Origin of the sequence: Pseudoclavibacter sp. CFCC 13796, assembly GCF_008831185.1 — a bacterium.
Lineage (GTDB): Bacteria > Actinomycetota > Actinomycetes > Actinomycetales > Microbacteriaceae > Pseudoclavibacter_A.
The window spans coordinates 1116467-1140951 of the sequence record NZ_WBKD01000001.1 but is presented as its reverse complement, the minus strand read 5'-3'; the positions used below and the strand labels follow the sequence as shown (position 1 = coordinate 1140951).

Annotated in this window: 20 protein-coding genes; 2 read left to right on the top strand and 18 right to left on the bottom strand. The window is 67.0% G+C overall.

The window, feature by feature from the left end:
• Window positions 1-7: 7 nt before the first annotated feature.
• From dprA to rpsP, 11 genes are all read right to left on the bottom strand, one after another.
• Window positions 8-1243: a DNA-processing protein DprA gene (gene dprA / locus F8O07_RS05055; protein WP_158031026.1), complete on the bottom strand. Its 1236-nt coding sequence runs from the start codon at window positions 1241-1243 to the stop codon at window positions 8-10.
• Window positions 1233-2816, bottom strand: a complete 1584-nt coding sequence (locus F8O07_RS05050; protein ID WP_158031025.1) for a YifB family Mg chelatase-like AAA ATPase — start codon at window positions 2814-2816, stop codon at window positions 1233-1235. The genes dprA and F8O07_RS05050 overlap by 11 nt, the downstream gene beginning before the upstream one ends.
• The gene (locus F8O07_RS05045) at window positions 2813-3223 is read right to left on the bottom strand and encodes a YraN family protein (protein WP_158031024.1); all 411 of its coding nucleotides are present in this window, start codon (window positions 3221-3223) and stop codon (window positions 2813-2815) included. Before F8O07_RS05045 ends, F8O07_RS05050 begins: the two co-directional genes overlap by 4 nt.
• 159 nt (window positions 3224-3382) lie before the next feature.
• Window positions 3383-3709, bottom strand: a complete 327-nt coding sequence (locus tag F8O07_RS05040) for a DUF2469 family protein (RefSeq protein ID WP_158031023.1) — start codon at window positions 3707-3709, stop codon at window positions 3383-3385.
• Window positions 3710-3722: 13 nt separating this feature from the next.
• A complete protein-coding gene (locus F8O07_RS05035; RefSeq protein WP_158031022.1) occupies window positions 3723-4403 on the bottom strand; it encodes a ribonuclease HII in 681 nt (226 codons plus the stop codon).
• A complete protein-coding gene (gene lepB / locus F8O07_RS05030; protein WP_225732840.1) occupies window positions 4403-5158 on the bottom strand; it encodes a signal peptidase I in 756 nt (251 codons plus the stop codon). Before lepB ends, F8O07_RS05035 begins: the two co-directional genes overlap by 1 nt.
• Window positions 5159-5271: 113 nt before the next feature.
• Complete coding sequence (gene rplS, locus F8O07_RS05025) at window positions 5272-5616, bottom strand: 50S ribosomal protein L19 (RefSeq protein WP_158031021.1); 345 nt, start codon at window positions 5614-5616, stop codon at window positions 5272-5274.
• 228 nt (window positions 5617-5844) lie between these two features.
• Complete coding sequence (gene trmD, locus F8O07_RS05020; RefSeq protein WP_158031801.1) at window positions 5845-6528, bottom strand: tRNA (guanosine(37)-N1)-methyltransferase TrmD; 684 nt, start codon at window positions 6526-6528, stop codon at window positions 5845-5847.
• Between the two features lie 20 nt (window positions 6529-6548).
• Window positions 6549-7259, bottom strand: coding sequence for a ribosome maturation factor RimM (rimM, locus tag F8O07_RS05015; RefSeq protein ID WP_158031020.1), 711 nt, complete (start codon window positions 7257-7259; stop codon window positions 6549-6551).
• A gap of 3 nt (window positions 7260-7262) precedes the next feature.
• On the bottom strand, window positions 7263-7499 hold the full coding sequence (locus tag F8O07_RS05010) for an RNA-binding protein (protein WP_158031019.1): 237 nt from the start codon (window positions 7497-7499) through the stop codon (window positions 7263-7265).
• Between the two features lie 2 nt (window positions 7500-7501).
• Entirely contained in the window at window positions 7502-7918 is a 417-nt protein-coding gene (rpsP, locus tag F8O07_RS05005) for a 30S ribosomal protein S16 (protein ID WP_158031018.1), read from the bottom strand.
• A gap of 217 nt (window positions 7919-8135) precedes the next feature.
• Between rpsP and F8O07_RS05000 the strand changes: the two genes are divergently transcribed.
• Window positions 8136-9272, top strand: a complete 1137-nt coding sequence (locus tag F8O07_RS05000) for a glutamate--cysteine ligase (protein WP_158031017.1) — start codon at window positions 8136-8138, stop codon at window positions 9270-9272.
• A 66-nt stretch (window positions 9273-9338) separates the two neighbouring features.
• On the opposite strand, the gene ffh is transcribed toward F8O07_RS05000, so the two are convergent.
• The 3 genes from ffh to F8O07_RS04985 all read right to left on the bottom strand — a co-directional run bounded on the left by ffh (window position 9339) and on the right by F8O07_RS04985 (window position 13222).
• The gene (gene ffh, locus F8O07_RS04995; RefSeq protein WP_158031016.1) at window positions 9339-10973 is read right to left on the bottom strand and encodes a signal recognition particle protein; all 1635 of its coding nucleotides are present in this window, start codon (window positions 10971-10973) and stop codon (window positions 9339-9341) included.
• A gap of 116 nt (window positions 10974-11089) precedes the next feature.
• The gene (locus F8O07_RS04990) at window positions 11090-12157 is read right to left on the bottom strand and encodes a 6-phosphofructokinase (RefSeq protein ID WP_225732841.1); all 1068 of its coding nucleotides are present in this window, start codon (window positions 12155-12157) and stop codon (window positions 11090-11092) included.
• A gap of 93 nt (window positions 12158-12250) precedes the next feature.
• Window positions 12251-13222, bottom strand: a complete 972-nt coding sequence (locus tag F8O07_RS04985; protein ID WP_158042676.1) for a bile acid:sodium symporter family protein — start codon at window positions 13220-13222, stop codon at window positions 12251-12253.
• Between the two features lie 204 nt (window positions 13223-13426).
• On the opposite strand from F8O07_RS04985, the gene F8O07_RS04980 reads away from it, so the two are divergent.
• A complete protein-coding gene (locus F8O07_RS04980; protein WP_158031014.1) occupies window positions 13427-14311 on the top strand; it encodes an A/G-specific adenine glycosylase in 885 nt (294 codons plus the stop codon).
• A gap of 45 nt (window positions 14312-14356) precedes the next feature.
• Here F8O07_RS04980 and ftsY read toward each other — a convergent pair whose 3' ends face one another.
• From ftsY to F8O07_RS04960, 4 genes are all read right to left on the bottom strand, one after another.
• Window positions 14357-15253: a signal recognition particle-docking protein FtsY gene (ftsY, locus tag F8O07_RS04975; protein ID WP_158031013.1), complete on the bottom strand. Its 897-nt coding sequence runs from the start codon at window positions 15251-15253 to the stop codon at window positions 14357-14359.
• Complete coding sequence (gene smc / locus F8O07_RS04970; protein WP_158031012.1) at window positions 15250-18927, bottom strand: chromosome segregation protein SMC; 3678 nt, start codon at window positions 18925-18927, stop codon at window positions 15250-15252. Before smc ends, ftsY begins: the two co-directional genes overlap by 4 nt.
• Before the next feature lie 135 nt (window positions 18928-19062).
• On the bottom strand, window positions 19063-23838 hold the full coding sequence (locus tag F8O07_RS04965; RefSeq protein ID WP_158031011.1) for an FtsK/SpoIIIE domain-containing protein: 4776 nt from the start codon (window positions 23836-23838) through the stop codon (window positions 19063-19065).
• 164 nt (window positions 23839-24002) lie between these two features.
• Window positions 24003-24473: an NUDIX hydrolase gene (locus tag F8O07_RS04960; protein WP_158031010.1), complete on the bottom strand. Its 471-nt coding sequence runs from the start codon at window positions 24471-24473 to the stop codon at window positions 24003-24005.
• Window positions 24474-24485 lie beyond the last annotated feature (12 nt).

The following is a 24485-nucleotide window of genomic DNA, read 5'->3' as shown; positions in this document are numbered from 1 at the left end:
CACGCGATCAGCTGCGCAGCCACGCACCGCCGCCACGATGGCAGGCCAGCTGCAGCAGCTCCAGCTCGTTCAGACACGATCTCACGGTCGTCAGCGGCATGCCGGAGAGCTGTGCGATGCCCAAGACGTCCTGCGCCTGTCTCGGGTGCAGCGCGTCATGCACACGCACCAGTTCAGGGCGCAGACCCTCTGTCTGCACCTGCGCCATCTCAAGCTCCGGCTGTGCGGTGAGCATCGTCAGACAGTCGTCGACTCCAGTCACCAGCGAGGCGAGGCCGTCGCGGATGAGGTGATTCGTTCCTGCGGACGTCGCAGAGAAGATCGACCCGGGCACGGCTGCGACATGACGCCCAAGCTGTGCCGCATGATGTACCGTGTTGATCGCCCCAGACCTGCGCCCGGCCTCGATCACCACCGACATCGCCCCGAGCGCAGCGATGTTGCGGTTGCGTTGCAGAAACCTCCACCGCGTCGGCGGCGTACCCGGAGCCTGCTCGGCAATCAGGCAGCCACGGTCGGCGATCTCGCGCAGCAGCTCTTCGTTTCCGGCCGGGTACAGTCGATCGATGCCCCCGGCGAGCACCGCCACAGTGTCGCCCTGCAGACTGAGCGCCGCGCGATGCGCCTGCCGATCGATGCCGTATGCGCCGCCTGAGACCACGCTGAAGCCGTGTCGCACACACCCCTGCACGAGTTCGGCGCAGGCCTCCAACCCGTAGCTGCTGGCTGATCGGGCACCGACGATCGAGATGGTGCGAGGCCGGGTCAACAGAGCCGGCCGGCCAAGCACCCACAGACACATCGGCGCGTGTTCGGCGAGATCTGAGAACCGTGCGGGCCACGACTCGTCGCCTGGAATCAGCAGCGTCGCATGCAGACTCGTCGCCGAAGAAATCGAGTCGAGAAATCTGCGGTCGCCAAGCCGAGGGCTCCAACGCTGCAGCGCTTCTCGATACTGCGAAGTCTGCGCGCCTGGTCGGCTCGGGTCATGCTGCGTTCGAATGTCGACGACGACCTGACGCAGCGCATCGACCGCCCCGTGCTGGCGCACCAGACTCCCGGCGACGCCGTCTCCCGGCTCGATCAGATATGACCACCAGGCCACAGCCAGGGCCGGTTCGATCGACTCCGCACAACCCGGCTCGTGCAGCGCGTGCAGCTGGGCCGTCACCGCTGCTGCTTCTGACGACGTGAGCCCATGTACGTCGGCCATGATGTCGACGAGTGACCCGTTACCGATCATGTTCTCCTCCTCCCCGCCACGACATCGCCCTGGCTATGTGCTCGCTGTCGGGTGACTGGTCGCCGGCGAGATCGCAGAGCGTCCAGGCGATGCGCAGCAGCCGGAAATAACCGCGCAGCGTGATGGTGCCGAGATCGAGTGCCCGGTCGAGCGTTGCAGTCGCCTGTGGCGTGAGCCGCAGTCGACCGCGGAGTGTCTCGCCCGACACCTGACTGTTCAGCTCGTGCCCGAACGGCCGAAGCCGCTCGGCACTCGCCGCTCTGGCACGTGCGACCTGCTCCCGAGCCTGAGCGCTGGTCAGCGTCTCGGCGTCGTCGATCAGAGCGCGATGGCTGCGCACCCGACCGACGCCGACTCTGAGATCGACTCGATCGAGCAGCGGGCCGCTCAGCCTGGCCAGATACCGTCTGCGCTGAGACGGCGTGCAGGTGCACGTGCTCTCTGGCTCTGTGGCATACCCACACGGGCAGGGGTTCGCCGCCATCACCAGCTGAAAGTCGGCCGGCAGGCGGCCCACGACCCCGGCCCTGTGCAGCGTCAGCGTGCCCGTCTCGAGACATTGCCGCAAAGAGTCGAGCACATGAGTTCGGAACTCCGGCGCTTCGTCGAGAAAAAGCACTCCGTGAGCGCTGAGTGAGACGAGCCCGGGTCTGAGCGAGCTGCCTCCCCCGATCAGCCCAGCCATGGTGAGGCTGTGATGCGGCGCCTCGAACGGCGGCTGAGTCGGCAGTTCGCACACGCCGGTTCTCGAAGTGAGTGAGCGCACGGCGGTCACCTCGAGCTGCTCGCGCCTGCTCAGCGGTGGCAGCAGCGTCGCCAGACTGTTCGCCAGCATCGACTTGCCTGCTCCCGGGCTGCCGGTGAGCATCAGATGATGCCTGCCGGTCGCAGCGACGATCAGCGCTTCGACGGCATCATGCTGACCCACGATCTCGCTGAGGTCGGGTGGCGTATGCACACGCTCGGCGTTCGAGGGTGTCAGCTCATCAGCCTCGTCAGCAGGCTCGCCGCGTCGCGATCGCCCTGACGGGGGCACAGGCGGCCGATCCCGTGGGTGCGGCTGGGCGCCCAAGAGCCGAATCAACTCGATCAGATCGTCGACGCCCACGACATGGATGTCGTCGACGAACCGTGCCTCGGGCAGATTCTCGCGCGGTACGACCGCTTTCGTCACACCGCCTCGCACGGCGCCGAGCAGTGCCGGCAGCACCCCGGGAATCGGACGGATGCGGCCTTCGAGAGTCAGCTCGCCGAGCACCACGGTGTCGCGCGAGGGATGCGGGGGTACGATGCCCTGCGCGATCAAGACCGCCACGGCGATCGCCGCGTCGAAGGCGGTGCCGTGTTTGGGCGCGCCGGCCGGCACCAGGTTGACGGTCAGCCGCGTATCCGGATACGGCTGGCCGGTATTGCCCAACGCGACACGCACCCGGTGCTCTGCCTGTGCGACGGCGGTGTCGGCCAGGCCGACAATGCGGGTCGCGGGAAGTCCCGCGCTCACGTCGGCCTCGATGTCGATGAGACTGCCCTCGATGCCGGTCAGCGACACCGCTCTGCACATGCCGAGGGTCATCGCACACCTCGTCGATGCTCCAGCTGCAGACCGTCTCGGCGCATCCGCACGCCGATGGCGTCGATGCGCACAGGCCCGGGCCATCCCTCGTTGCTCTGCAGCCAGCGCCCGACCAGAGCGCGCAGCTGACGCATCTTGCGGGCGTCGATCGCTTCGAACGGTGTGCCGTGCTGATCTCCGGAACGCGTCTTCACCTCGATGAAGACGAGCGCCTCACCGTCACGAGCGATGATGTCGATCTCTCCCGCACGGCCGAAGCGCCAGTTGCGGTCGACGATCGTGTAGCCCAGATCGGTCAGAAAATGCGCGGCAATTGACTCACCCCGTCTGCCGAGCGGCAGACGGGGTGAGTCAATGACCTTGCCGGGTCGTTCCGCCGCGTCTTCGGTGGTCTCGCGTGCTGTCATGCCACCAGTCTCGGCATGCGGCGATCACCCCGGCCAGAGCTGTCACAACACTGTGCAGAGATCCCCGCAGCACACCAGCCTGTGCAGAGAGCGTCGAAGCGTCAGAACGTCGTGCGCTGTGCTCATGCGCGCACTCGAAAGACGTTCAGAAGACTGAGATCACTGTTCGTCGAGCGAGAGTTCGCTCGGCAGCTCGAGATCATGAGCGGCGAGCTCTTCCACGTTCACATCTTTGTACGTGAGCACCCGCACCTGTTTGGCGAAGCGATCAGACCGGTAGATGTCCCAGACCCAGACGTCGGTCAGGTTCAGCTCGATGTAGAAATCTGGCCCGACCTCGCGCCGCTCAAGCTTGACGTCATTTGCCAGGTAGAAGCGCCGTTCGGTCTCGACCACGTACTTGAACATGTGCACGACGTCGCGGTACTCGCGGTAGAGCGAGAGCTCTGCCTCGCGCTCGTAGTCGTCGAAATCCTGAGGATCCATATCGTCTCTCACTCTAGCTGCCCTTCTTGCTCTTGTCGCCTCTGCCGCCAGGCTGGTGCAGCCAGGTCATGCGGTGCAGCACAGAAGGTCCGTGCTCGGCGATCGCAGCCATGTGCACGGCGCTGCCGTAGCCGCGATTGGTCTGCCATGAATACTGGGGGTACTGCTCGGCGTACACTGCCATGCGATCATCGCGATCGACCTTGGCGAGCACACTCGCGGCCGCCACGGACGCGCAGTCGCGGTCTGCTTTGGCTCGAATCACCACGCGCACCTGACACGGCGCCTGCAGCCCTGCGGTCAGCCAGTCAGACGAGCCGTCAAGAATGACCACCGCCTGCGCCTCGAGGGGCTGCTCCGCCAGCAGCGCGCCGACGGCGCTCGACGCTGCCTCGCGCAGACAGCTCACGATGCCGTCGCCGTCGATGCGAGTGTTGTCGACCGAGGCGACCGTCCAGCCGGCCGCCCACTCCCGAATCGGCTCGACCAGGGCATGGCGGCGACGGTCGGTGAGCGCCTTGGAGTCACGCAGACCTTCGGGCCAGGCTCCGGCATCCGCACGTATCGCGACCGCGCCCACCGTGACCGGGCCGGCGAGCGCACCGCGACCGACCTCGTCACAGCCGATCACGAGCGTCGCACCGTCGGCGAAGAGCCTTGTCTCGAGTTCGAGAGTGGGGTCGACCGCCGCCATCACTCAGCCGACGAAGACTGATCGGGAACGTCTGAGAACACCTCATGGTGCGCGTCGATGCCCTGCCAGCGCGACGACGGCCATGAGATCACGAACGCACGACCGACGACCTGATCGACCGCGACCATTCCTCTGCCAGGTTCGTCTATGTGTGCGCTCGAATCACGCGAGTTGCCTCGGTTGTCGCCCATCATCCAGAGCGAGTTGGCGGGCACCGTCACGTCGAAGGTGCGCGCGCACGAGGCATTTCCCGGAGCCAGATACGACGACTCGTCGAGCTGCACTCCATTGACGCTCAACGGTCCGCCGACGTGCTCGCACACCAGGTGGTCTCCTTCGACGCCGATGATGCGCTTGACCAGATACTGGTGGCTGTCAGAGTCACCGAGGCCGACGAAGGTCAGGGCGTCCTGGATGCCTCTGCCCAGGCTCCAGCCCTGTGCCGCAGCCGACGGGGCTGCCAGCCAGCCGCCCGGATCCTGAAAGACCACGACGTCGCCACGCGAGACGCCGAAGGGCTTCGGCTGGAGTCGGTTGACCAGCACACGGTCGCCGACCTGCAACGTCTGCTCCATCGATCCCGAGGGAATCGAGAACGTGCGCACCAGGAACGTGCGCAGCAGGGTCGAGAGAATGAGCGCCACGACGATGATCACGACGATGTCGCGCAGCATGAGCAGCGTGCGCGATGCGCCCGACTGCCCGTCGCCCGGGGTCTGCGACTCTTCTGAGTCAAGCACCTCTTCGCCGCTCACCGGTTCGCCTCTCTCTCATTCTCTGCATTTGCCGACCGAGACCGGCATGATGACGACAACGGCCAGCGGGCGCCGCACTGCGACGCATCCGCTGGCCGTTGAACGTGATTGGATCAGCGCTTCTCGCGGATCTTGGCTGCCTTGCCGCGCAGTGAGCGCAGGTAGTACAGCTTGGCACGACGAACGTCGCCGCGCGACACGAGCTCGATCTTGTCGATCACCGGCGAGTGCACCGGGAAGGTACGCTCGACGCCGACCTGGAACGAGATCTTGCGCACGGTGAAGGTCTCGCGCACACCGGCACCCTGGCGCTTGAGCACGACGCCCTGGAACACCTGGATACGGCTGCGGTTGCCCTCGATGATGTTGACGTGCACCTTGACGGTGTCACCGGCGCGGAAGTCTGGGATGTCGCTCTTCAGCGATGCTGCGTCGACTTTGTCCAGCGTGTTGCTCATGAGTTCTTCGCTCTCTGCACCTGCCGCAGGTCAGGAGCGTGAATACGTAACGATTCGGATTGTGTCGACGATCGCTCCCCTGCGGCAGAGACAAGCCGATGACACAATCTCTCATCTTGCCACATGCCGGGGTGAGCCGCAAACGTCTGTCCGCACTGCGCCGGATGCACCGCTCGCGCCCGCCTCTGCGTCTCAGCCCAAGCGCCAAGACTGTGCTCGGCCGCCCCGTCAGGGCAGCAGGTCGGGTCTCATGCGTCGAGTGCGCGTCACACTCTGTTCGTGCTGCCACTCGGCGACGAGACGGTGGTTGCCGCTGAGCAGAACCGGGGGCACTTCAAAGCCGCGCCATTCAGCAGGCTTCGTGTAGCTCGGGTGCTCGAGCAGGCCGCGATTGTGCGACTCTTCGACCAGCGACTCGGGATTGCCGATCACGCCGGGCAGCAGGCGGGCGACGGCTTCGACGACGACGAGCACGGCGACCTCGCCGCCGTTGAGCACGTAGTCGCCGATGCTGATCTCGCCGGTGCGCCAGTGCGCTGCGGCGTAGTCGACGACCCGCTGATCGATGCCTTCGTAGCGGCCGCAGCAGAAGACGATGTGCCGTTCGTGAGAAAGCTCGACCGCACGCTGCTGCGTGAACACCGCACCGGCCGGAGTGGTGAACAGCACCAGGGGATCGTCGGCGTCGGCCAGCACGTCGTCGAAGGCCTCACCCCAGGGCTCGGGGCGCATGACCATGCCCGCTCCCCCGCCATATGGCGTGTCGTCGACCGTGCGGTGCACGTCGTGGGTGTATTCGCGCAGACTGTGCACGCGCAGATCGATGATGCCTCGATCGACCGATTTGCCGACCAGCGACAGTTTCAGCGCGTCAAGGTATTCGGGAAAGATCGTGATGACGTCGATGCGCAGACGCGCAGGCTCAGCGGCGCTCATACGTGGTTGGTGCGGTCGGCTTCAGGCGCAGCGGCATCATTCGATGTGGGGTTCTGCGCCTTCTCTGCGGCTTTGACGTCAGACACAGCCGTGTCAGAGACGGGCGCAGACTGGGCCGTCAGCTCTGCCACGACATCCGCCACCTCTTGGGCCGGCACCTCGTCGGCCTCGTCTTCGCCGTCGTCGGCGGGCTCGAACAGGCCGCCGGGCGGGGTGATGGTGACGGTGCGCTCGTCGAGATCGACGCCGCTCACGAAGTGTTTGACGAAGGGCAGCAGCACCTCGTCGCTCTCAGTCTGAATCGCGAGGATGTCCTGGCCGGGCAGGTGGTCGACTCGCGAGACCGTGCCGATGGCCTCGCCGTTGCGCATGACGACGAGATCGACGAGCTGGTGGTCATACCAGGCATCGGTCTCATCAGGCAGCTTGGTCTCATCCTGATCGATGGTCAGAATGGCCTTGGCGATGCTCTCTGCCGCTGTGCGATCGGGAATCTCGGCGAAGAACGCGACCGGGCTCGTGTTGTACCAGCGCAGCTCGCGCAGAGTGATGGTGCGGCCGTGCCATGAGGAATCGGCAGGCACCTGAAGATTGAATGTGGCGCCCGGGACCAGTCGCCGCTCGGGCTCATCGGTGTACAGCTCTACCTTGAGGCCACCTTTGAGCCCGTGCGGCTTGGTCAGACGGGCGATGCGAAGCTGCAGCATGACCTAAGCGTCGGTGTCGACGATGTTGACCCGCACGTGACGGCCGTCGGCCAGAGCGTCGACCACAGTGCGAAGTGCCTGTGCCGTGCGCCCTGAACGACCGATCACGCGGCCGAGGTCATCGGGTGCGACACGCACGTCGATGACTTCGGCCCGAGGGGTGTGCCGCTCGTCGACGGTGACGTCGTCAGGGCTGCTGACGATGCCACGCACCAGATGGTCAACGGTCTGCTGCAGCATGCTCACGCCTCGTCGGCTGCGTCAGCGGCAGGCTCGGCTGCGGCCTCTGCGGCAGGAGCGGCCTTCTTCTCGGTCTTGGGCAGCAGCACCGACTTCTTGCTGGCGTCCCGCTCGAACTTCGCCTTGGGCTCGGGAGCCTTCACCGTGCTCTTGGCATCTTTGTCGCCCTTGAACTTCGCCCAGTCACCGGTCAGGGTGAGCAGCTTGAACATCTGGTCAGAGGGCTGTGCGCCAACTGAAAGCCAGTACTGTGCGCGATCTGAGTCGATCTCGATCAGCGAAGGGTGACGGGTCGGCACGTAACGGCCGATCTCCTCGATGACGCGACCATCGCGCTTGGCTCGTGAATCGGTGACCACGACGCGAAACTCGGGTGCGTGGACCTTGCCGAAGCGCTTCAGACGGATTTTGACAGACACAATGCTCCTGTAATTCAGATTCGATTCGAACCCAGTCGTGGGTGTGGGGCCTCACGACGGAAAGCTCTGGATGATCGAGGGCATGCAGATGAGAGGGTCTGCGCGCCCACGGGTTACCGACTGTCTATTGTGCCACACTCCGCGCCGTTTGTGTGTCACATGACGTTGTGACGCGCTATGACTTCGCGCGCACAGCGCAGACCACTACGCTTTACCCATGCGCATCGACTTCGCTCAGTCCCGCCCATCGACGCTCGGCGTCGAGTGGGAGGTCGTGCTGATTGACCGAGGCACTCGGCAGCCCGCCTCTCGAGCTGCCGAGGTCCACGACGCGCTGCAGGGCACGCCGGTCGCCGAGCGCCTCGACCAAGAGCTGCTCGAGAACACCGTCGAGATCGTCACCGGCGTGCACGACACCGTGCCTTCGGCCTTAGGCGAGATCGAGCAGGTGAGCACGTCGCTCTCCGAGACTGCCGACGAGCTGGGCCTGGGAATCCTCTGTGCCGGTGTGCACCCGTTCGCCAAGGCGACGCAGCAGCCGTACACCTCGAACGAGCGCTACCAGAAACTGATCGACCGCACGCAGTGGTGGGGTCGCATGATGGCGATCTACGGTGTGCACGTGCACGTCGGCGTCGACGACCGCCGCAAGGCCGTGCCGCTGGTCAACGGCCTGCTCGGCTACCTGCCGCACCTGCAGGCGTTGAGCGCCTCGAGCCCGTGGTGGGAGGGGGTCAACACCGGCTACGCATCGAATCGCGCGATGATGTTTCGTCAGCTTCCCACCGCCGGGCTGCCGCCGCATGTCGAGACGTGGCAAGACTTCGAGGCCTTCGTGGCCGGCGCCCTGCAGACCGGAGTGATCGACCAGCTCAACGAGATTCGCTGGGACATACGGCCCGCGCCAAAGTTCGGCACCGTCGAGAACCGTGTGTGCGACGGGCTGCCGACACTGTTCGAGGTCGGGGCGCTCACCGCGTTCATCCAGTGCGCCGTCGACGAGCTCAGCGAGCAGATCGGGGCAGGCGTGGCACTCGATCGCATTCCAGACTGGGCGATCGCAGAGAACAAGTGGCGCGCGGCGCGCTATGGCCTGCCTGCGGTGTTCATCGCCGACCACGATCTCAACGAGCGCAGCGTCATCGACGACACGCTGGAGCTCCTCGACCGCTGGCAGCCTCGCGCACAGCGGCTGGGCTGCGCCGAACAGCTCGCGGATGTCGAGTCCCTCATTCGCGGCGGTGCCAGCTACCAGAGACAGCTGCGCGTCGCATCACGGCACGGCGATGATCTGAATGCCGTCGTCGATGCGCTGATGGCCGAGTTCGAGGCCGGGCGGCCGCTCGACCGCTGACCGGCCGCTGCGCGCCGGCTCTCCGGCAGTTCGCGCAGCACCACGACTCAGGGCCAGAGGGCTCGATCAGCGCTTGAAGAGGCCGCCGAGGCCGGGCACCTCGTTCGGATCGATGCGAGGCGGCGCTCCTGCGGCGTCTCCCGTGCCCTCGCCACCGGCCGAACCTCCAGCCGCGCCAAATGCCGAGCCCGCAGCGCCGGCTCCGAATGCGGAGGCTGCCTGCGTGAGCGAGCGTTCGGTCGCCTTGGCCTGCTGGTCGCGAAGCTCGGCCTCCTGCTGAGCGCGCTTCGCCGGGTTGCCGCTCTTGGCCTTGCCCTTCTTGCCTTTGCCTTTGACGTTCTTGCGTTTGGAGCCTCCGTGCCCCATGGCTCCCATGCCGGGCAGGTTCGGCACACCGCCGCGGGCCACCGACTTCATCATCTTGGCCGCCTGTTCGAAGCGCTGCACGAGGCTGTTCACTTCGCTGACCGTGGTGCCCGAGCCCTTCGCGATGCGCAGACGACGTGAGCCGTTGAGCAGCTTGGGATTCTCGCGCTCGGCCTTGGTCATCGACTGGATGATCGCCTCGGTGCGGGTCAGCTGCGACTCGTCGAACTGCTCGAGCTGCTGGCGCATGCCCGCTGCTCCCGGCATCATGCCGAGCAGCTTCTTCATCGAGCCCATCTTCTTGATCTGCTGCATCTGCTGCAGAAAGTCATCGAGAGTGAACGCCTCTTTGGCGATCTTCTCGGCGACTTTGCGCGCCTCTTCTTCGTCGAAGGTGCGCTGAGCCTCTTCGATGAGCGTGAGCACGTCGCCCATGTCGAGAATGCGTTTGGCCTGGCGATCGGGGTGGAAGATCTCCAGGTCGTCGAGACGCTCACCGGTCGAGGCGAAGAGAATCGGCTTGCCCGTGACGCTCACGACCGAGAGTGCGGCGCCGCCGCGGGTGTCTCCGTCGAGCTTCGAGAGCACGACACCGGTGAAGTCGACGCCCTCGTTGAAGGCCTGAGCCGTGGCGACGGCATCCTGGCCGATCATGGCGTCGATCACGAAGAGCACTTCGTCGGGGTCGATCGCCCGACGGATGTCGCTGGCCTGCTTCATCATCTCGGCGTCGACGCCGGTTCGACCGGCCGTGTCGACGATGACCACGTCGTACTGCTTGTCGCGAGCGTACGAGATCGAATGCTTGGCGACTTTGACCGGGTTGCCGACGCCGTTGCCGGGTTCGGGGGCGTAGACCGGCACGCCGGCCTGCTCGCCGACCACCTGCAGCTGACCGACGGCGTTGGGACGCTGCAGGTCGGCGGCGACGAGAATCGGCGTATGGCCGTCTTTCACCAGGAACTTGGCAAGCTTGCCCGCGAAAGTCGTCTTGCCGGCACCCTGAAGACCGGCGAGCATGATGACCGTCGGCGGCTGCTTCGCCAGCTGCAGCCGTCGGGTCTCGCCACCGAGGATGTTGGTGAGCTCTTCGTCGACGATCTTGACGACCTGCTGGGCGGGGTTCAGCGCCTGGTTGACTTCGTCTGAGAGCGCACGCTCGCGCACTTTGGCGGTGAAGCCCTTGACCACTGTGAGCGCGACATCGGCGTCGAGCAGGGCGCGGCGGATCTCGCGCACGGTGGCGTCGACATCGGCAGGAGAGAGCTTGCCCTTGGTGCGCAGGTGCGCAAAGGTCTGGACCAGCCGTTCAGAGAGGTTCGAGAAAGTAGCCATATCGGGTCGATTCTAGCCGACGCGGGCGCATCACGCGGGGTCGGCTCTCAGCGCGTGCTCGGGACGCCCGGAATCTCAGATTCGACAGGGCCCGGAGCGCACCGAGCCCAGGGTGCTCACCCGAAGATCGCACGCACCTCGCGGTAGCGCTCAGCCGGCACCTGCTTCGTCTCAGCCAGCTCGTCGAAAGGCACGCTGACGATGTCGGTGCCGCGCAGTGCCACCATGCGCCCCCACTGGCGACGAGCGACAAGCTCCACGACTTCGATGCCCAGTCGCGTGGCCAGCACGCGGTCGAACGCGGTGGGCACTCCCCCGCGCTGAATGTGGCCGAGAACCGTCGCCCGGCTCTCGATGCCCGTGCGCTCCTCGATCAGCGGGGCGAGAACCTCCCCGATGCCGCCGAGCCGGGCACGTCCGAATCCGTCGAGGCCCTTGTCAGAGAACGCCTCATCCATGTCGGGCAGGGTGAATCCCTCGGCGACGACGACCATCGGCGAACGACCGCGGTCGCGCACCGAGGTCACCCACGCGCAGATCTGGTCGAGGCTCTCGGCCTGCTCGGGAATCAGAATCGCATGTGCGCCGCCGGCCGTGCCCGCGTGCAGCGCGATCCATCCGGCGTGGCGGCCCATCACCTCGAGCACCATGCAGCGCTTGTGCGCGTTGCCGGTCGTGCGCAGCCGGTCGATCGACTCGGTGGCGATCGACACCGCAGTGTCGAACCCGAAGCTGTAATCCGTGCCGTCGAGATCGTTGTCGATCGTCTTCGGCACCCCGACGATCGGAATGCCGTCGTTGCGCAGCAGGTTCGCCGCTCGCATCGTGCCGTCTCCGCCGATCGCGATCACCGCATCCACACCATGCTCGGCCAGGGTACGCAGAATGTTCTCGGGTCGGCCCGCCTCGGTTCGATACGGGCCGATGCGCGAGGTGCCGAGAATGGTGCCGCCCTCTTTGGCGAGCCCGCGCACCCGAGCGCGATCGAGCGTGATGTAGTCGCCTTCGATCATTCCGCGCCAGCCGTCGAGAAAGCCGACGAACTCCTGCCCGTAGACCTCGGTGCCTTTGAGCACCGCACCACGGATCACTGCGTTGAGCCCGGGGCAGTCACCGCCAGAAGTGAGGATGCCGATGCGTCGCGGCATCTGTTCCAGAGCGGTCGGGTCGGTCAGTGTCTCCATGTGGCTCCCCTTCGAACGGCGGCTGTCGTCGGCTGCTGCGACGTGCACCACCCAGCGTATCGGCACGGAATGACGACACTGTGAACGGAGTGCTCACCTCTCCGTCGGAATCGGCTTGCGCGCGAGCCATGCCGCGACGAGCGCTCCGCTGATGTTGTGCCAGACGGAGAAGACCGCAGGTGCGAGCGCGGCAGCGGGGTTGAAGTGCACCGTGGCCAGCGAGGCTGCCAGCCCCGAGTTCTGCATTCCCACCTCGAACGCCAGCGCACGGCGCGCGGCATGATCGAGGTGCACCGCTCGCCCGGCGAGATAGCCGAGCAGCAGCCCGATGCCGTTGTGCAGCACGACTGCGAGAATGATCAGCAGCCCTGCCTGCGCGAACGCGGCCGCGCTTTTGCCCATCACCGCAGTGACGATCGTCGCGATCGCGATCGCCGACAGCCAGGGCAGCACCGGCTTGATGTAGTCGATGATGCGCCCGAACAGGCTGCGCACGATGACACCGGCGATCACCGGCAGCAGCACCGTCTTCAGGATGTCGAGAAACATCGCCTCGACCGGAATCGACATGTACTGCCCCGCGAAGGCAAGCGTCAACAGCGGCATCAGCAGAGGTGCGACCAGGGTCGAGACGGTCGCCACAGACACCGAGAACGCCACGTCGCCCTTCGCAAGGTACGTCATCACGTTCGAGGCGGTGCCGCTGGGCGCACAGCCGACCAGGATGACGCCGACGGCCAGTTCGGCGGGCAGCTGCAGCGCCCACACCACGAGCAGGCCGGCCAACGGCATGATGACATAGTGCGCGACCAGTCCGAGCAGCACGACCAGCGGCCGTTTGGCGATGCGTTTGAAGTCGGCGCCGGTGAGGGTGATGCCCATCAGAAACATGATCAACCCCAGCAGATACGGCACGATCGGGGTGATCGGGGTGAACGTCGCAGGCAGGCAGAAGCCCAGCACTGCAGCGACGATCACGATCGCTGGGAACACCGTCACGGCGAGAATCGCGTTGCGATCACGCTTCGGCCGTTGTGCGGATGCTCCGCTGCCGGAGCGCTGCAGAGGTGCGTCAGGTGATGGTTCGGTCTGGTCGGTCTTCTTCACGGCGCACAATGCTACTCTCCGCGGTTCGTGTGCCCCGTCTGCCGCACTCGGGGCTCTCGCAGAGCGTTGGTGCCTCGCCCTGCGACGGCGGAGGGCAGGGAGGGGAACCGAGGCTTGCGCGCGTGACGACCAGAGCATCCGGTCAACGCTACAGTGGTGTCGATGCTCCCCAGCTCTTCTCTCCTCGCCGACGACCTGATCGCCTGGTATCTCGACGAACGCCGCGATCTTCCCTGGCGCGCCGAGGAGGCGACGCCATGGGGCGTGCTGGTCAGCGAGTTCATGCTGCAGCAGACGCAGGTCGACCGTGTGCTGCCGCGCTGGCACGAGTGGATGCAGGCGTGGCCGACGCCCTGCGACCTTGCGGCTGCGAGCGCCGGCGATGCGATTCGTGCGTGGGATCGGCTCGGGTATCCGCGTCGGGCGGGCTGGCTGCACGCTGCGGCCCAGCAGATCTGCGCCGAGCACGCGGGCGAAGTGCCAGACGACCTCGACACACTGCTCTCACTGAAGGGCGTCGGCGACTACACCGCCCGCGCCGTGCTGGTCTTCGCGTTTCATCAGCGGCATCCCGTCGTCGACACGAACATTCGTCGTGTGCTCGCCCGAGGCGTCGACGGCGAGGCGGAACCGGGCGCCCCAAGACCGGCGCACGACCTGCCGGCGATGTCGGCGCAGCTGCCGCAGGACGCCGAGCGCGCGCGCCTGGCCACCTATGCGTTCATGGAGCTCGGAGCGCTCGTCTGCACCGCCCGAACACCGCGCTGCGAAGTCTGCCCGATTCGTTCGCGGTGTGCATGGGTCGCAGCCGGGTCACCGCCGTCAGCGGCGCCGAAGCGTCGCACACAGGCGCGATTCGAGGGCAGCGACCGGCAGGCGCGCGGCCGCATCATGGCGCTGCTGCGGGCCGCCCGCGAGCCGGTGGCGGTCAGTGCACTGCTGCAGGATGCTCCGGATCGCTCGCAGGCCGAACGCGCGCTCGCCTCTCTGGTCGCCGACGGTCTCGCCGTCGAGAGCACGCACGATGGCGGGTTCCAGCTGCCCTGAGTCGCCGACGGCACGCGGCCGCCGACGGCAGGCTGTCTTCGGCGGCTACCCCACCAGCTCGGCGGCGAAGGTGTTCGCGTTGAAGGCTGCGATGTCGTCGATGCCCTCACCGAAGCCGATCAGTTTGACCGAGATCCCGGTGGTCTGCTGCACGCCCACGACGAAACCGCCCTTGGCCGAGCCATCGATCTTCGAGAGCACGATGCCGGTGACGCCGGCATGGTCGATGAACGCCTGGGCCTGGCTCAGCCCGTTCTGCCCGGTCGTGGCGTCGAGCACCAGCAGCACCTCGGCGATCGGTGCGAGCTTCTCGACGACCCGGCGAATCTTGGAGAGTTCGTCCATCAGACCGGCTTTGGTCTGCAGGCGGCCGGCGGTGTCGATGATGACCACGTCAGCGTCGACGTCGATGCCGTGCTGCACCGCCTGGTACGCGACCGAGGCTGGATCCTGCCCCTGCTGCTGCGGCCGCACCACCTCGGCGCCGGCCCGCTGGCCCCAGGTGGCCACCTGTTCGACGGCGGCCGCGCGGAACGTATCGGCCGCACCGATCACCACACGCTTGTTCGCCCGCGTGATGAATCGTGCGAGCTTGCCGATCGTCGTCGTCTTGCCGACGCCGTTCACCCCGACCACCAGCACGACCGCAGGCAGCAGGCGGCCGGTGGCGGCATCCTGCGGGCGGGTCAGACGCAACGTCGGGTCGTTCGCACTCAGCCGCTCGGCCAGCTCGTCACGCAGCACGTTGCGCAGCTCGCGTTCGTCGGCGATCGCCAGTCGCTCCACGTTCGAACGCACCGCCTCGACGATCGACTCTGACGCCTCAGCGCCGAAGTCGCCGAGAATGAGGCTGTCTTCGAGGTCTTCCCAGCTGCTCTCGTCGATGGGCCGCGTGCCCTGAAAGAGGTTGCGCAGACTGCCTCGCAGTGACCATTTGCTCATTTCCCGCTCCTGTCATGACCGTCTTGCTCATCGCGTCTGTCGTCTGCCGCCCGGTCGCCCTCGCCCGCAGTGCGGTCGGCATCGCGTTCGTCGTGCTCCATGCGCTGCCCCACCACGGCCGACACACCATCCTGCCGCATCGACACACCATACAGTGCGTCGGCGATCTCCATCGTGCGCTTCTGGTGGGTGATGACGATGAGCTGGGAGTCTCGCCGCAGTCGTTCGAACACCGAGAGCAGACGCCCCAGGTTCGCGTCGTCGAGCGCGGCCTCGACTTCGTCCATGATGTAGAACGGGCTTGGTCGGGCGATGAAGATCGCGACCAGCAGAGCGACCGCCGCCAGCGACCGCTCACCGCCCGAGAGCAGCGAGAGCCGGTCGATCTTCTTGCCTGCCGGCCTGATGTGCACGGCGATGCCGGTGGTCAGCGGATGCTCTGGGTCGGTCAGCGTCAGCGACCCGCGCCCACCGGGAAACAGCACCGGGAAGATCTCGTCGAAGGCCCGCTGCGTGTCGTCGAACGCCTCTGTGAAGATCGACTGCATCTTCTCGTCGAGCTCGTCGCTGATGGCGATCAGATCGGCTCGTGTCTTGCGCAGATCGACGAGCTGGTCGTTCATGTAGTTGTACCGCTCTTCGAGCGCGGCGAACTCTTCGAGCGCGAGCGGGTTCACCCGCCCCAACCGGCTCAGCGCACGCTGGGCCTTCACCAGCCGCAGCCGCTGCTGCTCATGGTCGTAGGGCACGGTCTCGACCGTCTCGTCGGCGTCGGCCCACTCGCCCGTCACCGGAATCGGCAGGTGCGGCCCGCTCTCGGCGATCAGCACGTCGACGTCGATGTTCAGTTCGGTGCGCACGCGTTCTGCGGCCGAGTCGCGGCGCACCCGCTGCTCGTGCTCGCGCAGCTCGATGCCGTGCGAGCGTTCGGCGAGCAGTTCGAGCTGATGCTGCTGCTCGGTGATGCGTTCGCGCAGCTCGCGCAGCTGTCCGTGCTGCTGGTTGCGGGCCACCTCGTGTTCGGCGACGGTGAGTCTCGCCTGCTGCAGCGACGTGCCGATGTGCGCCATGATGTCGGGCAGCAGCGCCTGCACGTGCTCGGCGCGCTCCAGCTGGATGCTGCGGATCGCCTGCTCCCGAGCCTGTGCCTCGGCCTGCGCCTTCGACTGCTCGGCGTCGCGCTGCAGCGTCTCGGCGCGACGCTGTTCGGCCTTCGCGCGTTCGCGGGCGGTCTCGACCGAGACGCGCACCTCCATCTCGTGCGCTCGAGCCGCCTCGAGTGCGTCGAAGGCAGGCTGGCGGTCGATGGGTTCGCTCAGCGGCTGCGGCTCGGCGTCGAAGGATGCCAACGCTGCGTGCGCCTGCTCACTCGCGTCGGTCGCCTCGTCGAGTCGCGTTCGCGCCTGCTCGGCCTGTGTCGTGAGACGCGCGAGTTCCGCCTCAGCGCTGTCGACCTGAGCACGCAGCGATCCGAGCCGTTTGGCCGTCTCGGCCGCGCGCGCATCCGCCGCACGCAGCTCGGCGAGCGCCTGATCGCGTTCGGCGCGCCGGGCATCCCGCTCGTCGCGGGCGACGTCGATGCGCGCGCTCGCCGACGCGACCGAGGCACGGGCCTCATCGGCGGCGCGCAGAGCTTCGTCACGCTGCGCCAGCAGCTGCAGTCGTGACTGCCCGGCATCGCCGCCGCCGCGCACCAGCGCACGGCCGATCACGTCGCCCTCGGGTGTGACGACCTGCCAGTCTCCGGCGGGCAGTGCGTCGAGCACGGCGACCGGGTCGACCACTGTCGCAGCGCTGTCGGTGACCTCTGTCTCTCGAACGATCACAGTGTGGGCGAGGCGCGCGAGCACTCCGGACGGCCCCTGAGCGGCATCGGGCGCCCATGCCACCCCGGGCGGCAGCGTCGGACGGTCGCTCAGTTCGCCTGCGGTCTCAGGCGCCGCGGGTTCGGCGACGACGCCGGTGACCTGTCCCAGATCACCCGCGCGGGCATCGCCCAGAACGGCTGCGCCAGCTGCGCTGGAGTCGACCAGCAGCGCATCGGTCAACGCACCGAGCGCCGCGGCGACGGCCGCCTCGAAGCCTGCCTGCACCTGCAGCGCGTCGGCGACGCGCCCGCGCACGCCGATGGTCTCGGCATGGATGATCTGTGCCGAGCCGTCGCGCGATTCGAGGGCCATGGCGAGCGCCGCGGCACGGGCCTGCTGCGAGTCTGCCTCAGAGGTCGCCTTCGCCTGCAGATCGCGTGCTGCCGTCAATGCGCGTTCGGCGGCTTCGAGCCGGTCGGTCGCGGCACGGTATGCGGCGTCGAGGCCCGTGGTCGAGCTGCCCGATGTGTCTGACCCGTCAGGCGTCGGCTCTGCCGTCTGTTCGGCGGCAGTGGCCTCGGCGAGCGCCTGTGCCCGCTGGTCGCGGCGCTCGGTCGCCTGCTGCACCGCCGAGCCCTGCGACTCGACCTGTCGTTCGGCGGCCTCGACCTTGCCTGCGGCGATTTCGACGGCGTTCGCGAGCGCCGATCGACGCAGTTCGTGGCGGCTGATCAGAGCGGCCTGCTCGGCGATCTGTGCGTCGACGGCCTGCAGCGCGTCGAAGGCCTCGCGGGTGGCCGCCCGCTGCTCGTCAAGAGCTGTCGACAGCTCGGTCGCACGGTCGGCGAGCTCTCGTGCGGCGCTCCGAGCGCTGTCGGCCTGATCGAATTTCGCGGCGACGTCGAGGTCGAAGGTCTGCGGCCGCACCGAGAGCAGCGCGACCCGCTGCTCGGCGATCGATCGCAGCGAGCGAAAGCGTTCGGCCGCCGACTCCAGGCGGTGCACGACTGCACGCGAACGCTCCAGCTCGTCTGAGACCGTGGTCGCCTCGAGCTCGGTCTGACGGCTGCGGCTCGCCGCGACGGTCTCGCGCAGCACACCCTGCTCGTTCTCAAGAGCCTCTCGCTGGGTTGCGAGAGTGCCCAGATCGGTGTCGAGCTCCACGATCTCGGCGGCGAGCAGCCGTGAGGTCGCGTCACGCACCTCGGCCTGGATCTGCTGTGCCGAACGTGCGATCTCGGCCTGGCGACCAAGGGGCTTCAGCTGGCGTCGCAGCTCGGCGGTGAGGTCGCTCACCCGCTGCAGGTTGGCCTCCATGGCATCGAGTTTGCGCACCGTGCGCTCTTTGCGGCGGCGGTGTTTGAGAATGCCGGCGGCCTCTTCGATGAAGCCGCGGCGCTCTTCCGGCGACGCGCGCAGCACCTGATCGAGCTGCCCCTGGCTGACGATGACGTGCATCTCGCGGCCGAGGCCCGAATCGCTCAGCAGCTCCTGCACGTCGAGCAGTCGGGACGACTGCCCGTTGATCGCGTACTCGCTGCCGCCGTTGCGAAACAGCGTTCGCGAGATCGTGACCTCGGTGTACTCAATCGGCAGCGCGCCGTCGGTGTTGTCGATGGTGAGTTCGACCTGTGCGCGGCCGAGCGGCCCCTTCTTGGCAGTGCCTGCGAAGATGACGTCTTCCATCTTTCCGCCGCGCAGCGTCTTCGCACCCTGCTCGCCCATGACCCATGCCAGGGCGTCGACGATGTTCGACTTGCCCGACCCGTTGGGGCCGACGACCGCGGTGACACCCGGCTCGAACTCGAACGTGGTCGCGTGCGCGAACGACTTGAACCCTTTCAAGGTCAGTCTCTTCACATACACGTCGAAGGCTCGCTTTCTCTGGGGCCACCTGCCGTCAGCCTGGTCGGTCGGCGGTCTTCCTCGCTGCATACAGGCTACCGGGTGCGCTCCCGGCGACTGCACCATGGCATCCGCTCACCGTCTCGCGCGCCCGCCCTATTTCGCCACCTGCACCAGGCGGGTCTGCCCGCCGGCAACGAGATAGCCGCGCCCTGCTGGCCACCGAGACGTGTCGTCGGCAGGCACGTTCGCCCTGAGGTAGCGGTCGCTGTCACCGGTTTCGGGGCGCAGCAGCAGACCGCATCTGATGGTTCGCACGGCCCCGTGCAGCTCCCAGGCTGCGGGCAGCGTGGCTGGGTCGACGTCGACCAGGCAGGTGATGCCCGCACGTCGGCAGTGTGCGACCAGTGCAGCGAGACGGGACTCGGCAGGGGTGCCCACGAAGTCGGCGGTGTGGTCGATCACGATCATCAGCTGATCGCCGTCGGGCGCTGGCCGTGTGGGCTCTGAAGTCTGGGCCGACTGCTTCGGCTGCAGGTCGGTGCGTCTGGGAGCGGCCGACAGCCAGTCGTCGTCGGCGAGCCAGCCCGCGGTGTCGAACTGCGCCAGACTCGGACGTTCCGCCGGGGGCTCGGCCGCACCCAGTATCTCGTCGATCACGGTGATCACCTGGGCTTCGTCGTTCGCGACGCGCGACCATGAGATCGCCGCGTCGAGGGGTGACGTCTTCGGCGTGATGAGGATGCTCTGTGCCGCGGGCCGGGTTGTCGCGAGTGCTCGTGTGAGCACACCGAGCACCGCGGAGTTCTCGTCGCTCGAGCGCCCCTGCACCAGAAACGGCTCGTGCGCCGGCAGACCGACCGGCGCGAGGGTGTCGTCAGCCACTGCGAAGACTGGCGCATGATCGATGTCGAAGGCCGGCAGCGAATCGAGCGCGACCGTCTCGGGCAGACGACGGATGCTCGGTGTCGGCTCCGACCCCATGTCGGCCAGACGCGCGGCCACTTCGGCGAGCACCGCGGCCTGTTCGGTCACGGTGACGGCGCCATGTGGCACCCCGATCTGCGTTTCGAGCCCGCCGCAGATGCCGCCGATGACGATGCCGCGGCCTGGAGGCGCATCATCGAGCACGCTGGTGTCGATGTCGAGCAGGCCGCCGAGGGCGGCATCCGTCATCCTGAGCGCGAGGGTCTGCCCAAGGCTCGACGCGATGGTCGCAGGCAGCCCGCTGGGTCGACTCGTGGTGAATGCGAAGTGGATGCCCACGTCGCGCCCGGACGCGAACAGCGCGGCGAGCGAGCCGATCACGTCGAAGCCTCGCGCGAACTCGTACTGCTCCTGCATGGCCGCCAGGTCGTCGATCAGCATGTAGACCCGGGGCAGGCCGTCGGCTGCCGCCGTCGGCAGTTCGTCGACGGCCGAGGCTTTGGCTCGTCGCAGCAGCGCGATGCGCTCGGCGGCAGTGGCGTCGAGCTGACGCAGCAGGCGTTGGATGCGTTCGCGATCATCTGCGGCGATGACCGCGCCGACCGTCGGCAGCGTGTCGAGCTGTTCGAGCCCGGCTCCAGCGGCATCGATGACGTAGATGTGTGTGGCCGCAGTGCCGCTCGGCCGATCACTCAGCTGCCAGGCGAGGGTGCGCAGCACCTGCGTGCGGCCCGAGCCGGCGCTGCCGACCACGCGAAGGTGCCCGTCTGCCGCAGGCGACCACGCATAGATCTGCTGCCGCTGATGCTGCGGGTCGTCAGCCAGCCCCAACACGATCTCGTCGGCACTCTGCGGCTGCTGGGCGGTCTCAGTGCTCGCAGACGACCCAGGCCGCCCAGACGGCCCAAACCGCCTGGACAGCCCAAACGACTCACACACTGACGACTCATGCAGTGGCAGCGCGAGCCGACTGGGCAGCGCGTCGAGCCACGGGCGACGCGGTGCATCGAGCCGCAGTCCCTCGGCGGCGGCGAGCATCGCGTCGCGCATGGCCTCGATCTCACGCTGCGCCTGTGCACCGGTGCGGTCGCGCGTCGCGGGCTGCAGCCATTGTCGAGCCGTCTGAAAGGGCAGCTCGGCGATCGTGATCTGTGCGGCTTCGCGGCCGAGGATCATCGGTGCGCCCAGATACGCCGTCTGAAAGTGCTGCACGCGCCCAGGCCCGACGCGCACTGCGGCTCGACCTGGGCTGGTCGCCGAGAAGTGCGCTGCATCGGGAATGCCCAGCACATCGGTGCTGTCCTGCTCGTCGGCCATGCGCAGGGCGACTCGCAGGTTCGCATTGGCTCGAAGATTGTCGTTGACGACGCCCGAGGGGCGCTGGGTCGCGAGAATCAGCTGCACCCCGAGCGAGCGTCCGCGGGCCGCGATGTCGACGATGCCGGTGACGAACTCGGGCACGTCAGCCACGAGCGCGGCGAACTCGTCGACCACGATCACGAGCGTGGGCGGGGTGCGCGGGTCGCGCAGACGCTCCATGCCGCGCAGGTCTTTGGCTCCGACGGCGTTGAACAGGTGCTCGCGTCGGGTGAGCTCTGCACGCAGCGATATCAGAGTGCGCTGTACAAGGTGCGGGTCGAGGTCGGTGACCAAGCCGACGGTGTGCGGCAGACCGACGCACTCGGCGAATGCCGCCCCGCCCTTGTAGTCGACGAGCAGAAACGTCAGACGATCAGGTGCGTATTCAGCGGCCATGGCCATGATCCACGTCTGCAGGAATTCGCTTTTGCCACTCCCCGTCGTTCCACCCACTAAAGCGTGCGGCCCCTGTTCGCGCAGGTCGAGGGCGAAGGGGCCGTTTGTGTCGACGCCGAGACATGTGTTCAGCCCGGAGTCGGCGTTCAGAGCCTGCGACCGAGTGCCGCCAGTGCCCCACCCGGACATCAGCGAGTTGTTGGCCTTCCAGCGCCTTTCGATCGCCAGCGGCTCTGAAAGATCGGTGTCGCCGATCTCGCTGAGCCGCACGCGAGCAGGCAGATCGGTCTCGTCGACGACGAGCGCACCGCTGTCGACCAGCGGAGCAAGGGCACGAGCGATCTGAGTGGCGCGGTGCGCGTCGAGTCTGTCGAGTCTGGTGACGGGAATGCTGCTGGCCGAGCGCACGCGGTGCAGCGCAGCGGTGAGGTCGTCGTCAATGTGCAGCCAGGTGCGGCATGCCGCTGGCAGCGCCTGCGCCGATTCGCCCAGCCAGAGCACATGCATGTCGGCATCAGGCCCCGCCTCGGCGATGTGCACGAGCCTGGCGGGGTCGACGCCGGGGTTGCCGATCACGACGGCGATCACCACAGGCGAATGCTCAGGAGGCGCGGCAGCTTCGTGATGATGCCGAATCGGGCGCTCCCCCGCAGGCAGGTGTGAGCGGGCCTGGCCGTGCGTCGGCGACTTGCTGCGTTCGCCGAGCACCTCTTCAAGTCGCGTCGTCAGCTGCTGAGCACCATCGGCGGTGCTGGCCAGATGGTCTCCCGAGATCGGCGAATGTGGCGAGGCGGTGTGCGGCAGCCACTTGAGCCAGCTCCAGCCCGACAGCTGATGTGGCTCGCAGAACGCCGCCACCACGACATCCGCAGGCGAATGCGACGTGGCGACCTGAACGATCAGGGCACGCAGAGCCTCTTCTGCGACACCGGCAGACCCCGTCACACCGATCGCACCGGCGCTCGACAGCTTCTCGAGCACGGGCACGTCGCTGATCGTCTCGAAACGGTCATGCAGATCGACGATCTGCGCCCAGATGTCATCGGGCAGCTCGCCTCGTTCAGCGGCCGGAATCGCGGTGAGGCTCAGATCAGTACCCGCCCCGAAGCGAAGTTCGAGAAACGTCTGGTGTTCGGGCCGTCGGTTCCAGAGAACCGTGCTCGAACCCGGATTCGCCTGTTGACGCACCGCTCGCTCACGCTGCTGCTGCTCGGCGAGTTCGTCTGCGAGTTTGCGCACCGACTGCCGGTATTCGGTGAGTTCCCGCCGATACTCACGCCCCGAGACGAAGCGACTGTCGAGCCAGGTCGCAGCCAGTGTCAGCGGAGAGAGCACGACAAGAATCAGGCTGTACGGCGACTTCGTGAGCGCGAACATCGCGATGCCGCCGAGCAGCGGTGCCAACGCCGCGAGCACGGGCATGCGCGACGAGTGCTGCCGGTGCGGCTGCGCTGGCAGCGCAAGATCTCTGGGCTCGAACCGTGGCACGATCTCGGGTGCCGGAATCACCGCGACCCGAGGTGCAAGAGCGGTCTCGCTCTGCATCTGTGTGAGCCCCGGTACCAGCGCGTCGTAACGAAACAGTCTGGTGCCAAGCGTCAGCCGGTCGCCGTCGCGCAGGGGCGCATCTGTGACGATCTCGTCATTCACCTCGATGCCGTTGGCACTGCCGAGATCGTGCACAGAGGCGGTGCCGTCATCGGCAATGATGATCTGAGCATGGCGGCGCGACACATCGCGCGTGGTCAGATGAACCCTCGTGGCGGGGTCACGACCGATCAGATTCTCACCCACGACCAGCCCGTAGGCACGTGGTGTGCCCGGGGTGTCAGAGCGACGGCGGCGCGACGGCGCGCCCGCCTGCCCGGGTGGTATGAGCTCGATGAGATGACCCGCCAGCGGATACTGGCGCCGTGCATCGCTGTTGGGCGCTGCGTCGTCGACGACTGAGACGACGCAACCGGGCTGCAGCGCAGACTCGCCCAGTGTGCGATGCCGGTCGAGAATCAGCGGCATCGGCTGGCTGGCGATTCTGACCCGCAGCGTCGCCTGCGCCTGGGCTGTCGGCCCAACGGTGCGCAGTGGATGTGACGGGGGAAGATACCCGCGCAGTCGATCGGCGATCTCGCCGATGAGTGTCGCGGTATCGGTGGTGATGACGATATCGGTGCGTTGCGTGCCGGTATCGAGAGTGCATGCGATGCGCACAGACGGCCCCTCCCCCTTCGCAGTTCCGACGGTCTCGGGCACGATGCCTCAGCGCCGCTCGATGTCGATCTGCAGTCTGTTCGCAACTCTATCGACGAGGCGAAGCGTCGGTTTTCGGGGGTGTGGATAACTGCCAGACTGACTGGCCGCACGCTGTCTGAGAGGTGCCACCTTGCTGAGAGAGACCGTGGACGCAGACCCTCAGATCAATACGTGCTCGTCCTGGCCCGTGGTCGCTGTCCAGCGCGCTCGGCTGCGATCGGCAGCAGCACATCTCGGCTCAACGGAGCTACCTCCACCCTTGGCCGTGCCGGATCGGCCCAGACGACCTCGGCGATCTCTCGATACGCGCAGAGAGCTTCAGCCTCGACGAACGGCGTTCGAACGAAGTAGGCGTCAGCGTCGACACGCGTGTGATCCTCGTTCAGCGCGGGAGCATCGAATCGCCCGAGATGTTCGAGATCGCTCGGGTCGAGGGTCAGGCCCAGCTCCTCCCCGACTTCGCGCACGACTGCCTGCAGTGGCGTCTCGCCCGGTTCGAGTTTGCCGCCGCACTGCATGAACCCGCTCGTGCCTCGTTTGCGCACGAGCAGTGTGCGGCCAGCGCTGTCATTAAGCACGATCGCAGCGATGCGCAGCACGTGTTCCCGGTCGTGGTTCTCAGCGTTGTCGCTCATAACGTTCCTCGT

Excerpts from the sequence above, each read along its gene's own strand:
- dprA (WP_158031026.1), bottom strand. The coding sequence starts at position 1,243 with ATGATCGGTAACGGGTCACTCGTCGACATCATGGCCGACGTACATGGG.
- F8O07_RS05050 (WP_158031025.1), bottom strand. The coding sequence starts at position 2,816 with ATGACCCTCGGCATGTGCAGAGCGGTGTCGCTGACCGGCATCGAGGGC.
- F8O07_RS05045 (WP_158031024.1), bottom strand. The coding sequence starts at position 3,223 with ATGACAGCACGCGAGACCACCGAAGACGCGGCGGAACGACCCGGCAAG.
- F8O07_RS05040 (WP_158031023.1), bottom strand. The coding sequence starts at position 3,709 with ATGGATCCTCAGGATTTCGACGACTACGAGCGCGAGGCAGAGCTCTCG.
- F8O07_RS05035 (WP_158031022.1), bottom strand. The coding sequence starts at position 4,403 with ATGGCGGCGGTCGACCCCACTCTCGAACTCGAGACAAGGCTCTTCGCC.
- rplS (WP_158031021.1), bottom strand. The coding sequence starts at position 5,616 with ATGAGCAACACGCTGGACAAAGTCGACGCAGCATCGCTGAAGAGCGAC.
- rimM (WP_158031020.1), bottom strand. The coding sequence starts at position 7,259 with ATGCTGCAGCTTCGCATCGCCCGTCTGACCAAGCCGCACGGGCTCAAA.
- F8O07_RS05010 (WP_158031019.1), bottom strand. The coding sequence starts at position 7,499 with ATGCTGCAGCAGACCGTTGACCATCTGGTGCGTGGCATCGTCAGCAGC.
- F8O07_RS05000 (WP_158031017.1), top strand. The coding sequence starts at position 8,136 with ATGCGCATCGACTTCGCTCAGTCCCGCCCATCGACGCTCGGCGTCGAG.
- ffh (WP_158031016.1), bottom strand. The coding sequence starts at position 10,973 with ATGGCTACTTTCTCGAACCTCTCTGAACGGCTGGTCCAGACCTTTGCG.
- F8O07_RS04990 (WP_225732841.1), bottom strand. The coding sequence starts at position 12,157 with ATGGAGACACTGACCGACCCGACCGCTCTGGAACAGATGCCGCGACGC.
- F8O07_RS04980 (WP_158031014.1), top strand. The coding sequence starts at position 13,427 with ATGCTCCCCAGCTCTTCTCTCCTCGCCGACGACCTGATCGCCTGGTAT.
- ftsY (WP_158031013.1), bottom strand. The coding sequence starts at position 15,253 with ATGAGCAAATGGTCACTGCGAGGCAGTCTGCGCAACCTCTTTCAGGGC.
- F8O07_RS04960 (WP_158031010.1), bottom strand. The coding sequence starts at position 24,473 with ATGAGCGACAACGCTGAGAACCACGACCGGGAACACGTGCTGCGCATC.